At 38.4% G+C, this 13881-nt stretch carries 13 protein-coding genes and 1 riboswitch; of the genes, 4 read left to right on the top strand and 9 right to left on the bottom strand.

Translation table 11 applies throughout. From position 1 onward, the window contains the following. Positions 1-19: 19 nt before the first annotated feature. The 8 genes from AC00Y6_RS01775 to mutY form a co-directional block, all read right to left on the bottom strand. On the bottom strand, positions 20-1318 hold the full coding sequence (locus AC00Y6_RS01775) for a cryptochrome/photolyase family protein (RefSeq protein WP_474488897.1): 1299 nt from the start codon (positions 1316-1318) through the stop codon (positions 20-22). 25 nt (positions 1319-1343) lie between these two features. Next, positions 1344-1856, bottom strand: a complete 513-nt coding sequence (locus AC00Y6_RS01770) for a nitroreductase family protein (protein ID WP_474488896.1) — start codon at positions 1854-1856, stop codon at positions 1344-1346. A gap of 68 nt (positions 1857-1924) precedes the next feature. Beyond that, complete coding sequence (locus tag AC00Y6_RS01765; RefSeq protein WP_474488895.1) at positions 1925-2374, bottom strand: hypothetical protein; 450 nt, start codon at positions 2372-2374, stop codon at positions 1925-1927. Between the two features lie 131 nt (positions 2375-2505). After that, positions 2506-3429 carry an alpha/beta fold hydrolase gene (locus tag AC00Y6_RS01760; protein WP_474488894.1) on the bottom strand — a complete coding sequence of 308 codons (924 nt, stop codon included), beginning with the start codon at positions 3427-3429 and terminating at the stop codon, positions 2506-2508. A gap of 87 nt (positions 3430-3516) precedes the next feature. Then, on the bottom strand, positions 3517-4191 hold the full coding sequence (gene trmD, locus AC00Y6_RS01755; RefSeq protein WP_474488893.1) for a tRNA (guanosine(37)-N1)-methyltransferase TrmD: 675 nt from the start codon (positions 4189-4191) through the stop codon (positions 3517-3519). 73 nt (positions 4192-4264) lie between these two features. After that, positions 4265-5524 carry an NAD(P)/FAD-dependent oxidoreductase gene (locus tag AC00Y6_RS01750; RefSeq protein ID WP_474488892.1) on the bottom strand — a complete coding sequence of 420 codons (1260 nt, stop codon included), beginning with the start codon at positions 5522-5524 and terminating at the stop codon, positions 4265-4267. Between the two features lie 160 nt (positions 5525-5684). Continuing rightward, positions 5685-7601 (bottom strand): TonB-dependent receptor plug domain-containing protein, encoded by a 1917-nt coding sequence (locus AC00Y6_RS01745; protein ID WP_474488891.1) that lies wholly within the window; start codon positions 7599-7601, stop codon positions 5685-5687. A gap of 97 nt (positions 7602-7698) precedes the next feature. Next, positions 7699-7890, bottom strand: a riboswitch (cobalamin riboswitch). A gap of 28 nt (positions 7891-7918) precedes the next feature. Beyond that, positions 7919-8977, bottom strand: coding sequence for an A/G-specific adenine glycosylase (gene mutY / locus AC00Y6_RS01740; protein ID WP_474488890.1), 1059 nt, complete (start codon positions 8975-8977; stop codon positions 7919-7921). A 47-nt stretch (positions 8978-9024) separates the two neighbouring features. Here mutY and AC00Y6_RS01735 point away from each other — a divergent pair, with 47 nt between their 5' ends. The 3 genes from AC00Y6_RS01735 (at position 9025) to porX (ending at position 12790) form a co-directional block, all read left to right on the top strand. Beyond that, a complete protein-coding gene (locus tag AC00Y6_RS01735; protein WP_027383593.1) occupies positions 9025-9315 on the top strand; it encodes an HU family DNA-binding protein in 291 nt (96 codons plus the stop codon). A gap of 235 nt (positions 9316-9550) precedes the next feature. After that, positions 9551-11107 carry an Rne/Rng family ribonuclease gene (locus AC00Y6_RS01730; protein ID WP_474488889.1) on the top strand — a complete coding sequence of 519 codons (1557 nt, stop codon included), beginning with the start codon at positions 9551-9553 and terminating at the stop codon, positions 11105-11107. Between the two features lie 138 nt (positions 11108-11245). After that, positions 11246-12790, top strand: a complete 1545-nt coding sequence (gene porX, locus AC00Y6_RS01725) for a T9SS response regulator signal transducer PorX (RefSeq protein WP_474488888.1) — start codon at positions 11246-11248, stop codon at positions 12788-12790. On the opposite strand, the gene AC00Y6_RS01720 is transcribed toward porX, so the two are convergent. Then, positions 12776-13087, bottom strand: coding sequence for a hypothetical protein (locus tag AC00Y6_RS01720; protein ID WP_474488887.1), 312 nt, complete (start codon positions 13085-13087; stop codon positions 12776-12778). The genes porX and AC00Y6_RS01720 overlap by 15 nt on opposite strands. On the opposite strand from AC00Y6_RS01720, the gene AC00Y6_RS01715 reads away from it, so the two are divergent. Beyond that, positions 13077-13844, top strand: coding sequence for an exodeoxyribonuclease III (locus tag AC00Y6_RS01715; RefSeq protein ID WP_474488886.1), 768 nt, complete (start codon positions 13077-13079; stop codon positions 13842-13844). The genes AC00Y6_RS01720 and AC00Y6_RS01715 overlap by 11 nt on opposite strands. Positions 13845-13881 lie beyond the last annotated feature (37 nt).

The following is a 13881-nucleotide window of genomic DNA, read 5'->3' as shown; positions in this document are numbered from 1 at the left end:
ATAATTGTTAAAATAAAGGTCAATTTGATATCAGCCCGTTCTTATAAGCTGTCAAAGCTCTTTCTCTCGCCAACTTATGTTCCACAATTCTGTCATCCAAAATACTGTTTTCAAAATCGGGATTCCATGTTCGGATGTACTTCAAATCTTTATCAAATTTCTTCGTCTGCTCATCAGGATTAAAAACCCGGAAATACGGCGCAGCATCGCAACCGCAGCCTGCAGCCCATTGCCAGTTGCCATTATTGGCAGATAGATCATAATCCAGTAGTTTTTTTGCAAAATAGGCTTCTCCCCAGCGCCAGTCAATCAGCAGGTGTTTGGTAAGGAAACTGGCAACCACCATCCGGATTCTGTTGTGCATCTGGCCTGTCTGGTTCAGTTGGCGCATTCCCGCATCTACAATAGGATAGCCGGTTTTGCCCAGGCACCATCTTTCGAATTCTTCTTCGTTGTTGCGCCATTGGATATTTTCATATTTTTCTTTGAAACAGTGCGTGACAACCTTGGGGAAATGGAATAGGATCTGCATAAAAAATTCCCGCCAAATCAGTTCACCTAGCCAGGTTTCGTTATGAATCAGGGCAAACTTAACACATTTTCTTATGGAAATTGTCCCAAATCGCAGCGCAATCCCAAGGTGCGTAGTGCCTTCCAGAGCGGGGAAATCTCTTGTTTTGTCATAACTGTCAATGATTTTAGGATCCAACTCTGGAATTTGAAAATCAAGATCGGTTTTTTCAAAGCCAATATCATCCAGTCTTAATATTTTTTTGTAAGCTAATTTTTGGAATTGATCTTTTTTCAGGTTATTGTGGCTGTAATCCTTTTCTGTAAGAAGTTTTTTCCATTTTTTGGCAAATGGTGTGTAAACCGTGTAAGGTTCGCCATTGTCTTTCGCTACCTCATTCTTTTCAAAAATCACCTGATCTTTAAAATCAAAAAAATCGATCTGGTGCTGGTTTAGGAATTTATGGATTTCATCGTCCCTTTTGATTGCAGCAGGTTCATAATCGCGATTGCAAAAGACAGATTTGACATTCCATTCTTTGGTGATTTTCTTAAAAATCTCCAGAGGTTTGCCATGATAGGTTTGCAAAGAAGCCCCGAAATCTTTCAGTGCTTCATTGATTTTTTCCAAAGCCTGATGGATATAATCTACCCGTCGGTCATACTTGTCTTCCAACAAATCCAAAATTTCCCGATCGAAAATGAAAATTGGGATAACCTTCTCGCCGGATTTTAGGGCTTCTGACAAAGCCTTGTTATCGTCAAGGCGGAGATCCCGTCTAAACCAAAATATAGATACTGACTGCATTTAATATAAAGTTCTGAACATCAATTTATTCCAAACTTCCCATGTAAAACAATCCCAAACACTGTTGGTTTTCCTCGATTTTGAGAGAATCGGTGAGATGGTTTACGATTTTGGGAGAACTCCAGTAACAGGCGATATGATGGGCAGTGCAGGTCAAATACATATTTTGGACAGCCATAGCCGTCGCCGCAATCTCTTCCCAGTCAGGCACAAGACCACTGAACTCAACCACAATCGAAATCACTGTATTAGCTTTGGAAATCTTGTTGCCAATATCGTCATACTTTTTTTGTAAAAACTGAAAATCCGGGGTTGTTGCTTTATAGATACTTTGCAGCTCCTGTCCCAGGTTTTGTTTCTCCTGCCCTTTGAAGACTTTGAAACGCCAAGGTTTTGTACGTTTGTGATTGGGAGCCAGCACGGCATTGCTGAGCACTTCGTCTATGATATGTTCCGGTATTGGTGTGTCCGTATAATCTCTTGGAAAGATACTTCTGCGTTCTTCGATTATATGTTTTAGAATTGTTGCGTTTTCCATGATGTAAAATTAGGATATAAAGGCTGAATTTTTGTGATGAATGAAGATTAAATTTTCGCAAAAAAAGATTAAAGAATCTCGATAATCTGCTGATGGATCCGGTTGAGTGTAAAATCGTCGCCCACTTTTTTCCCCAGCATAATCTGCGCCATGGGGCTCTCTGGAGATATGGCGTAGAAGCGGTCATTCTGGAAAAAAAACTCTCCCAAAGATACAGAGATATAAAATCGGGCTTTGTTGGTGATCACAAGAGAACCCACTTTAATGGTTTCGGAATGCGAATTGAGGACTTTTTTCATCTGCCTTTGCATACTTTTTAGGGAAACCATTTGTTTGTCTAGGTGGTAGATTTCTTCTTGAATTTCTTCCCTTATCGAATCGTATTTGGATGTTTTCTTGATGTCTCGGCTAGCTTCCAGAGAAAAATTAAGGTAAAAATCCAATGTTTTTACCTTTCCCGAAATCGTGTTATTAACAAAGTCTCTTAACTCATTTTTATTATAAATCGCCTTCTGCATAAATCCAATTTTAAATAAAGATAATAATTAATAAAATAAAAAAACCTTTCTAAGTAGAAAGGAAATATTCTGAGTTATAAAAAACATAAATTATTCCAATATAAAAATTGATAAATTTTAAATCTAAATTATTATTTTAACCATTTTACAATTGTGTTTAAGAAGGTCTCTTGCTGGTCTACAAACGGATAATGCGAACAATTGTCAATCAGTTTGAAATTTTTATCTAAGACAATATTTCTCATATCTTTCAATTGTTTTTCTGAAAAAATGCCGTCTTGCTTTCCGTAAATCGCAAACAATTTCACATTCTGTTTTTTAATTTTTTTTAAAATTGATTTTGTGTCGATGTTGTTTCTGCTTTCATTTTTGTAAAACAGAATCGGTGCATTGTCATTTCTGATATCATTTTTACCCAATTCACTCAACTCATAATTTGTCCTAAGTTGATTAGATTCTGGAGTCGGATTAGGCATTTTGAAGTAATTGTTATGACTTGCAATGTCATAAGTTTTCTTTCGATATTCCGCTGAGTTCTTATCTAAAGTTTCAGTTTTAGCAATTTCGGAAAGTATTAGACTGTCGTTTTTTTCTCTAGCAATTTGTTTTGAGGATTTTAAAATGTGATCATACGTTTCCTGTTGCGAAAATAATGCACCAACCAAAATCAAAGATTCCACTTTCTTGGGATTTTGTTCCGTGAAAAGCGTTCCCACCAAACCTCCAAAACTGTGAGCAATGATATTTGCTTTTTTGAGATGAAAATTTTTATACAACTCATTCAAATCTTTAATCGCCTCTTGAAAAGTTAAAGTCGCTGTAGTGTCTGCCGAACGGCCTTCGCCACGCCTGTCGTAAACAATGACAAAAAATCCTTTGTCAGCTAATGTTTGCGCAGTTGTTCCTTCGAAAAGAGTTGCGTTTCCTCTTGGTCCGCCGTGAATAAAAATAATTGCTGGATTTTCACTTTTACCATAAGATTTTGCATAAATGTTGTTTTGCGCATTGCTTACCAATGAAATAAGAAAAGCCAAAATTGCTAGTAATTTTTTCATTTATAAATTAGTAATCCCAGTTTAGTTGTTTTTTATTTTAGAGTATGTTTACGATATTCTCCGAAATTTAGTGTTTTTCAGTTGTTATCATTCCAAAAGATCCGGTCTGCGTTCTTGTGTAATGCGCAGAGCCTCGTCATACTGCCAGTCTTCTATGGCTGCAAAATTCCCACTCAGCAGGATCTTTGGGACGGATAAACCTTTATATGTCTCCGGTCTTGTATAGATGGGATAGGATAGGAGGTTATCCTGAAAACTGTCTGTTAATGCACTTTGCTCGTCATTCAAAACGCCCGGCAACAACCTTATAACAGCGTCAGCCAAAACGCATGCTGCCAATTCTCCGCCGGTTAAGACATAATCGCCAATAGAGATTTCTTGGGTAACATGCAGATCCCGCACCCTCTGGTCAATACCTTTGTAATGGCCACAGATAAAGATGAGGTTACTTTTAATAGATAATGCATTGGCCATTTTTTGGTTAAGTGTTTCGCCGTCTGGCGTCAGGTAGATAATCTCGTCATAATCCCTTTGCCCTTTGAGTTCTGTGATGCATTTATCTAGCGGTTCAACCATCATTATCATGCCGGCACCGCCACCATAAGGCTCATCGTCTATCTGGCGGTGTTTCCCTACACTCCAGTCTCTGATGTTGTGGAAATGGACTTCTGCCAAACCTTTTTCCATCGCCCTTTTCAGGATAGAAGTTTGGAAAGGGCTTTCCATCAATTCTGGGAGCACGCTAATGATGTCTATTCGCATATTTATAAATGATAAATGATAAATGATAAATGATAACTTGCGTTGAAATATCATTTATTAGCTATCGATTATACTATTGCTCGGTAGAATTATTGCCGGATGGCGCAATGATTAACCTTAGGGAAGAATCCTTGTTAATATAGCTCCACATCCAGTTGAAGAAAATAGCAATCTTGTTCCGAACACTTAAAATCAGCATCAAATGTAAGAACATCCAGAAATACCATGCAAGAAATCCCTGAAATTTTAATTTTGGCAGATCCACAACGGCCCTGTGTTTCCCGATGGTTGCCATAGATCCCAGATCGGTGTATTCATACTCTTTCCAGTCTTTTTTAGTTTTCTGACTGAAGTTTCTGGCCAGATTTTTTCCCTGATTGATGGCAACGTTGGCCAATTGCGGATGCCCATGCGGGTATTTTGGAGTTTCCATATAGGCGATGTCCCCAATGGCAAAGATATTAGTGTAACCCTTTACCTGGTTGTATCGGTTGACAATATATCTGTTGCGCACAAGATTTTCTGTATTAAAATCATCAATAATATTACCTGTAACGCCCGCAGCCCAGATGACGTTGGTAGACGGTATTATTTTTCCGCTGGCCATGGTCACAGTTTCGCCGTCGTAATCAGTCACCCTTTCATTTTTGAGGAATTTGGCACCGAGTTGTTTCAGGTATTTTTCGGCCGCGTCCTGGGATTCTGTGCTCATGCTTTCAAGTGGTTTGTCGCCGGCACTGATAAGAATGATATTAAGGTCATCAAAATTCATTCTTGGATAGTCCCTTGGAAGGATTTGTGATTTCATTTCAGAAAAAGCTCCTGCCAGCTCTACACCGGTTGGTCCACTTCCTACAATCACCAGGTTCCAATTGCCGTCATCGCTAGATTTTCTTTCGATAATCATTTTCTCAAATGTCATCAAGATATGATTCCGGATCGATATGGCTTCCTGTGTGTTTTTCATCCCAAGTGTGAGATGCTGCATTTTTTGGTTCCCAAAGAAGTTGGTTTTACAACCTGTAGCAATAATCAATCTGTCATAGGTGAAAACTCCATCTTCGCCAATTACTTTGTTTTCTGACGGGATAATTTTTTTGATTTCTGTCATCCGAAACTGGATATTTTTCGATTTCTGAAAAATCTTACGAAACGGAAAAGAAATGTTGGATGGCTCTATTCTACCTGTAGCAACCTGATAGAAGAGCGGTTGAAACATATGGTGATTCATCTTGTCAATGACCATCACTTTATATTTTGGATTGTTATTAAGATGGCGTGCCATTTGTAAACCGGCAAATCCTCCGCCTATAATGACAATTTTTTCCCTCATTGCGAATTTTTTATAAAATTAAGCTTTATTTTCAAGATCCTATTATGCAAAAACTATGCATAAGCTTGCCTATTTTTAGTTTTTTGTAAAATAAAAACTCTTCCAAAATAATCTGGAAGAGCTTTATTAAGATTAACCTTGAGTAAGTGTACTAGACATCTTAAAATAGGTAACTGACCCCAAAAGTGTAGTTTCTGGGTTTCGTTTTATAACCAATTATGTCCACATAAGATGTATTAAACAAGTTGTCAACGGCCAAAAAAGCATCAATATTTTTAGATATTTTCTGATTGATATTAACATTAAAGAGATTAAAACTCTTGTTGGTAACATTAACAGTTGAATAAGTAGCCGCGTCGTAATAGGCATCTGCTCTGGATCCAACAAATTGATGGGTCAAATAGAGTTTTGTGGAAACAAAAGGTTTTATTGCAACATACGAGTTGACTCTTTGTTTGGGCTGGCGAAGCATGGTGGTTTGGTTGTCTTTTTCTACAAAGCTGTAATTGCCGCCAATCTCTACATATCTGTTGATATCGTAGTCAAACCCTACTTCAAATCCTTTGGCTTTATTATGATCCACGTTGAGATATTTCCCAGCAAATGTTACCATGTCAACTGTTTGGTAGGCGAAAACGTCCTTCTCATTTCTTAGAAAAAGACTACCGTTAATTACAAAAGATTTTGAAGCGTTACCAATACTTAAGTCTATCTCGTGGCTTTGGTTGGTTTCTGGTTTTAGATCAGCATTCGGCAGTATGTATGGCAGAGATCCGTAGTTTTGATAAAGCGTGGGTGCAATAAAAGCCGTAGCGTAAGAATATCCTATTTTGAAAAACACAGTTTCGTTCCCGCCCAAATAGTAAGGATTGATGGAGTAAACCCAGTGATTACCAAATTTAGAATTATCCGTCATCCTGGCGCCTGCATCTAAATTAAATCCGTTGTAATTAACGTTGAATTTTGCAAAAGCATCAAAATTGTTGATTTTTGTATCCTTTTCTATAAGAACGTCCTGCATGGCAGAAGCGCCCCATGGTAAAGATTGCGATCCCATTTTTTGATTCTCATATTGTAAGCCAACTGTAAAGTTGAAATAGTCGTTTACTTTATAGAAATTATATAACTCCGAGAAAAGATTTTTTCCGGTATAGGAAAACTGATCATTATATTGCCCAGTGTAAAAATTTTGCCCCAATCGGTCTGTCCCAGACAGTCGAGAGTTAAATACAATTTGCCCATTATTATATTTATAACCGGCATTTAGCCCGCCAAAGAACTGTTTGTCATTTCCCCTGTATAAACCGTCTGTAAAAGCTCCCGCATCATATTTGTATAAGTTGTGGTTCCATCCACCGGAAAGGTTGATGTTGAAAGTCCCATTATTATATCCAAGATTTGCAGATAGATTTTGTTTCTCCCAGCCGTCTTTGTCAAAGTTTTCATTGCCTTCGGCAGCAGATATGCCCTGTGATTTTTCATTAAAGGCATTAAGCTGATAACTGAAATTATTTATTTTTCCTTTTAGGTTTCCACTCTGGGCAAACGTGTTGAAAGATCCGCCTCTTGCAGAGATAAGTCCTTCAATTTTCTTTTGAGCGTCTTTTTTTGTTTTGATATCAATGACGGACACAGTAGCATTGGAGCCATATAGGACGGATGACGCACCATTAAGGATTTCTATGCTTTCTACATTTTCAAGTGCAATAAGGCGCAGATCCGAGACGGTGTAATCATTGCCTGTAACATCTTTTAGAGGGATTCCGTCTAATAAAATTAGCACATTGGCGCTTTTACCACCACGTATCTTCATAGATTTTGGTTCCGACTGATTGTTGAAGTTTCCTACAATCTGGAAGCCCGCAACCTGATCAAGCACATCATTAAGTGTCTGTCCTTTGAAGTTCTCTAAATCTCTTTCTGTGAAAAGTTTAATGTTTTTCCCAGTTTTGTAAAGTTGTTGTGGCATTTTGGAGGCGATGGTTACCTCTTCTATAGGGGTTTCTTCGGCTTGTTGCGCATATACCGTGGCTCCGGTCAACAGCATTGCTCCCGCAAAAAATAACGTTTTGTTCATTAATTGATAACTTTAATTTATAAAAAAACCGGAGAAATAAACTGAAAATATAAATGAGCAAGTCATATGGAATCAGGCTTTTCCTCCGAAAGCGTTTTATTCAAAATAATATTTGGCAGGTCTCCTGACTTTCGCTGATTTGTGCCTTCTCATCCTTCTGTGGTGGACAATGGCTGTGTTACAAAATCATTTTTTTTGCGATCTACAGTTGCGGGGACAGTCGGAGAATTGCACTCCGTTCCCATTTTAATCCGAAAAATAATCCGGAACCAAATTCTTTGCAAATATAATCAACTTTGTACAAAACATAAGGTGTTTTAGAATGATAGTTTTCCCGTCTCGGGAATAGAGATTTTTTTGTAATAATTTTCTAGTGGTTTTGGGAAAGATTTTTCATCCGCCAATTTTTCATTCACGATTATGAAATGATTATCCGAAGCGAATTTTTCTAAAGCTTTTTTCGATTCCAGTCCAATCGTGTTGATTTCTATCGTCATATTTTTATGTGTCAGCTTGTGATTGATGATTTTCGAATTGATAATTAATTCTTCCCATTCTGCCGGAACCGAAGTCGGAAATTCATAAAGTTTCTTCCAGATAAAATCATTTCCTCTCTGTTTGATGAGAAATTGGTTTTGAAATTTGATGAAGTAATATTTCAAACTCAGATCCGTGACTTTTGCTTTCTTGCTTTTAACTGGATAATCCGTTATTGTGCCAGTGATGAAAGCGTTACAGTCATCATTCACGGGGCAGTCTTGGCATAATGGGTTTTTGGGTTTGCAAATCTCGGAGCCCAGATCCATAATAGCCTGATTAAACTCTCCTGGTTTGTCATCAGGCATCATGCGCATTGCTAAATCCGAAAAATATTGAAACGCTTTCGAATTGGAAATGTCAAAATTGTCAGCAAAAATCCTTGAGAGGACGCGGTAGAAATTACCATCCACAGCCGGAACCTTTTCCTCGTAACAGATGCTGGCAATGGCAGCCGCGGTATATTTTCCAACACCTTTTAAGTTGAGGATCTCATGGTAATTTTTTGGGAATTCTCCCTCGTATTCTTCTACAATCTGATGTGCTGCCTTATGCAGGTTGATGGCTCTGCTGTAATAGCCAAGGCCTTTCCAATAGAGTAGAACTTCATCTTCGGTAGCGTTATGAAGCGCTTTAACTGTGGGAAAACGGTCAATAAATCTAAGATAATGTCCAAGGCCTTGTTTCACTTGGGTCTGCTGCAAGACAATTTCGCTGATCCATATATTATAAGGGAGTCTATTTTCTCTCCACGGGAGGGGTCTGGCATTATGATCGTACCACTTTATAAGCTTTTTTCCAATGTGAAGAAAATCAGCATTTTGTTTGTTAGTTTTCAAAAATATGTTTTATATTTGCACACCAAAAATATAAAGAATTTTAGAAAATGACAAAGGCAGAATTGGTAAATACCATCTCGAACAAGCTGGGAGTGGAAAAGAATGATACACAGAAGGTTATCGAAGCTTTTATGCAGGAAATAAGAACGTCTATGTATAACGGGGACAACGTATACCTTAGAGGTTTTGGTTCTTTTATCATCAAAACCAGAGCCGCTAAAACCGGTAGAAACATATCTAAGAATACGGCGATAGAGATCCCTGCTCACAACATCCCTGCTTTTAAACCTTCAAAAACTTTTGTAGAAAAGGTTAAAACCAAAGTTGCAGTTAAATAATAAGTTAAATATTAACCATAATAAAAATATATAAATTATGCCAAGCGGAAAAAAAAGAAAAAGACACAAGGTAGCAACTCACAAGAGAAAGAAAAGGAGAAGAGCAAACAGACATAAGAAGAAATAATTTTCTGCACTTACTAAGTCTTATACATACAAATATAGTTGGTCTTTTGCCAACTATATTTTTGTTTTATATTTACAACCTAATCTTAATAAAACCTTTTATGAAGTTATGAAGAAAGAACTGATTATTTCCAATGAGGGAGATGCTTCAAAAATCGCTTTATTGGAGGATGGTCGCCTTTTCGAACTCCATGAGCTGGAGACAAAATCCGAATTTGTAGTAGGAGATTTGTTTCTGGGAAAAATTAAAAAACTGGCTCCTAACCTTAATGCCGCTTTTGTAAATATCGGCACAGATAAGGATGCTTTTCTGCATTATCAGGATCTTGGTCCGCAATTTCTCTCGTACCAGAAGTTCCTGAAAAATACCATTTCCAAAAAACAACAGACGCCAAGTCTCAAGAATTTTGAGAAAGAAAAAGACATCAATAAGATGGGAACGGTTGATAAAGTGCTTACAGCAGGCGATCTTGTCCTGTTGCAAATCACCAAAGAACCGATCTCTACAAAAGGTCCAAGGATCTCTACACAGATTTCACTTACCGGACGTTTTCTGGTATTAATTCCTTTTGACAATAAGATTTCTGTATCCAAAAAAGTCAGTAATCAGGAAGAAAAAACAAGGCTGAAAACTTTGATCGAAAGTATTCGTCCAGAAGGTTTCGGTGTGATTATCAGAACCGTTGCAGAAGGAAAGAAAGTGGCTGAACTTCATAATGATATGAATCAGCTGATCAAAAAATGGGAGACCACCTTCAAGAATATTCAGAAAAATAAGGTCCCAAGCAAGATTCTCAGCGAGGATGATAAAGCTTCATCTATCCTTCGGGATAACTTTAACCAGGATTTTGTCAGCATTATTTGCGATGACGAAAAAATGGTGGACGATATGAAAGCTTACCTTGAGGTGATTGCGCCAGAGCGGAAGAATATTGTTCAGCTGTACGACTCGCATATCCCGTTGTTGGAATATTATAATGTAGAGAAGCAACTGAAACAGAGTTTCGGGAAACATGTCAACATTCCTGCGTCCAAAGGGGCTTATCTTGTGATAGAACATACAGAAGCGCTCCATGTTGTGGATGTCAATTCCGGGAACAATATTTCGTCTGCTAATACCAATAAAACCCATGCGCTAAATGTCAACAAAATGGCGGCAACTGAGATTGCAAGGCAATTGAGGCTGCGTGATATGGGCGGTATTATCGTAGTGGATTTTATCGATATGACAGATCCCGAACACCGTAAAGAATTATACGAGCATTTCCGAAACGAGATGCAGCGTGACAAGGCAAGGCACAAAGTTTTGCCACCTTCAAAATTTGGGCTGATACAGATGACGAGACAGCGCGTACGGCCAGAGAATCATATAGAAACGTCCGAAGAAAATCCCAACAAAGATGGCGAGATTATTGCGCCCATCGTGATTGTGGAGCAAATGGAGGAATCTATCAGAACTATTATGCAGAAGGAGAAAGGCAAACTATACCTCCATGTACATCCATTTTTGGAAGCCTACCTTACCAAAGGCCTGGCAAGCATCCAGAATAAGTGGTTTTTGAAGTACAAAAAATGGGTAACCATTATCCCAAGAGATTCTTTCAAGATGTTGGAGTTTCATCTTTACAACGCCAACAAGAAAGAACTGATTAGTTATTCTAACTAATAAAAACTTTGCTGAGAAATCGGCAAAGTTTTTTTTATTGCATTAACTAATATTTAACGTCCTCACCGTGTTAATTTAATCATTATTATGATATTTTGGTCATAATTTTGATGTACAAACCTCAATAAATAAATATATATGTCAGGAAAAATTTTATGGATCGATGATGAAGTAGATTTGCTAAAACCACACATTGTTTTCTTAGAGAACAAGGGTTATCAGGTAACGCCTGTTAACAATGTGAATGAGGCGCTGGAATTGATCGATAAAGAGAAATTCGAATTAACGCTTCTTGACGAAAATATGCCCGGTATCTCCGGCCTGGAAGCCATTCCCATGATTAAAGACCGAGACAGCGCGCTGAAAATTGTGATGGTGACCAAAAGTGAAGAGGAACACATCATGGAGCAGGCCATTGGCTCGCAGATCGCAGATTATATCCTGAAGCCGGTTAACCCCAATCAGGTACTTTTGTCGCTCAAAAAAAATCTCCAAAGCGAGACATTGGTAGAGCAGAAAACCATCGTGGATTATCAGCAGGAGTTCAGAAACTTGAGCATGGAGTTGTCTTATCTCCGCACTTATCAGGATTGGGCAGAGTATTATAAAAAGATCCTGAACTGGGAAATCAAATTCGATAAAGTGTTTGACAGCGAGTTTGCAGATCTTTTGCAAAATCAGAAAGAAGAAGCCAATATCCAGTTTTCAAAATTTATAGAAAATAATTACGAAGAATGGCTCCACAGCAACGATAAACCGATGATGAGCCATACGCTCTTCAAAGACAAGGTAAAACCGGAAGTAGAGAAAGAAAAAGTGTTGCTGCTGATGGTAGATAACCTGAGATATGACCAATGGAAGGTGATAGAGCCGCTATTCACAAGGTTTTATAATAAGACATCAGAAGATTATTATTTCAGTATTTTACCAACGGCTACCCAATATGCCCGCAACTCATTTTTTGCAGGACTGATGCCATCTGAGATCGAAAAACGTTTCCCGGAATATTGGTTTAATGACAACGAAGAAGGTAACAAGAATGAACACGAGCGCGATTTTCTGGAAGATCAGATGAAAAGGATCGGCCTTTCCGGCAAATCAATGAAGTATCTTAAGATTCTCAATGCCGATTTTGAAAGAAAAATCCTGGACGATTTTAATCAGCATAAAAACAATGACCTTTTGGTGATTGTCTATAATTTTATCGATATTCTATCACATGCAAAAACAGATAATAATATTGTCAATCAATTGATTAGGGATGATAAAACCTTCCGTTCTTTGACATACAACTGGTTCGAGAATTCATCGTTAATCAAAATTATAAAGGCCGCTGCAGAAAGTGGTTTCAAACTGGTAATTACAACAGACCATGGGACAATCTACGTTAAAAAACCGAGCAAAGTGGTGGGTGACAGAGAAACCTCTACCAACATCCGTTACAAAACCGGGCGCAGCCTCACGTACGAAGACAAGGACGTTTGGGCCATCAGCAATCCAGACAAGTTGTTTTTGCCAAAAGGCAATTTGAGCTCTAAGTATATTTTTGCCAAAAACAACATATTCTTGGCATATCCCAAAAATTACAACCATTTTGTCAACTATTACAAAGACACATATCAGCACGGCGGCATCTCGCTAGAGGAGATCATCATCCCGATCAGCATATTAGAACCCAAATAGTTTTTTTTCATAGTTTATTTGATTTGGGTTTTCTGGGGCGGAAAAAGTTTTTATTTTTTCCGCCTTTTTATTTTTAGGAGCATTGGGTCTTCCCGTTCCATAGGCGTTGGTACCCGCTTTCCGTTGCAATCTTTTTCCCTTGGCATTTGCCAGCCGCAAAAAAGGATTTTCACTGCAATCGGGGCTAAGATTTCGGGTACAAATCTTTTTGACCAATCCATCCAAAATCCCGAAATTTGCCAGTTCATTATTATCAATCAACTTTAACTCATCAGCTAAAAAAGATATGAGAATCATTTCCTACAACGTCAACGGCATTCGTGCTGCCTTTACCAAAGATTTTCTCGGCTGGCTCAATGTAGCCGCTCCCGATGTAATTTGCATACAGGAGAGCAAAGCCGGCAATGACCAGATTGACATAGAAAGTTTCGAAAAGCTGGGTTATCACAGCTATTGGCATTCAGCCGTTAAAAAAGGTTACAGCGGCGTAGGGATTGCCTCCAAAGTCAAACCTAAGCATGTGGAATATGGTTGCGGGATAGAAAGTTATGATAACGAGGGACGCATTATACGCGCAGATTTTGAAGGGTTTTCAGTCATTTCGGTTTATGTGCCCTCTGCGTCTAACATAGACAGGCTCAGTTTCAAGATGGAATTTTGCCGGGATTTTTTAGATTATATTCAGGCACTTAGGAAGATTATTCCCAATCTCATTATCTGTGGAGATTTCAACATCTGCCATCAGGCAATTGATATCCATAATCCTGTTGGTTTGGCCAATACATCCGGGTTTCTCCCGATGGAGCGCGAATGGATGACCAGTTTTATGACAGACAATCACCTTACGGACAGTTTCCGTTACTTTAATGATCAGCCGGATCAATATTCTTGGTGGAGCTACCGCGCCGGATCACGCGCCCGGAACAAAGGTTGGCGTTTGGATTACAATTTTGTCTCAGAACCATTGAAAGATAAGATGACAAGGGCTGTCATTTTGCCGGAAGTCAAACATTCTGACCATTGCCCGGTTCTTGTAGAATTGGATATTAAATAGTATTTTTTCGTCCGTCATCATTTTATCATTCATCATT

Source organism: Epilithonimonas sp., from assembly GCF_056329745.1.
This window is presented reverse-complemented; position numbering and strand designations above follow the sequence as displayed.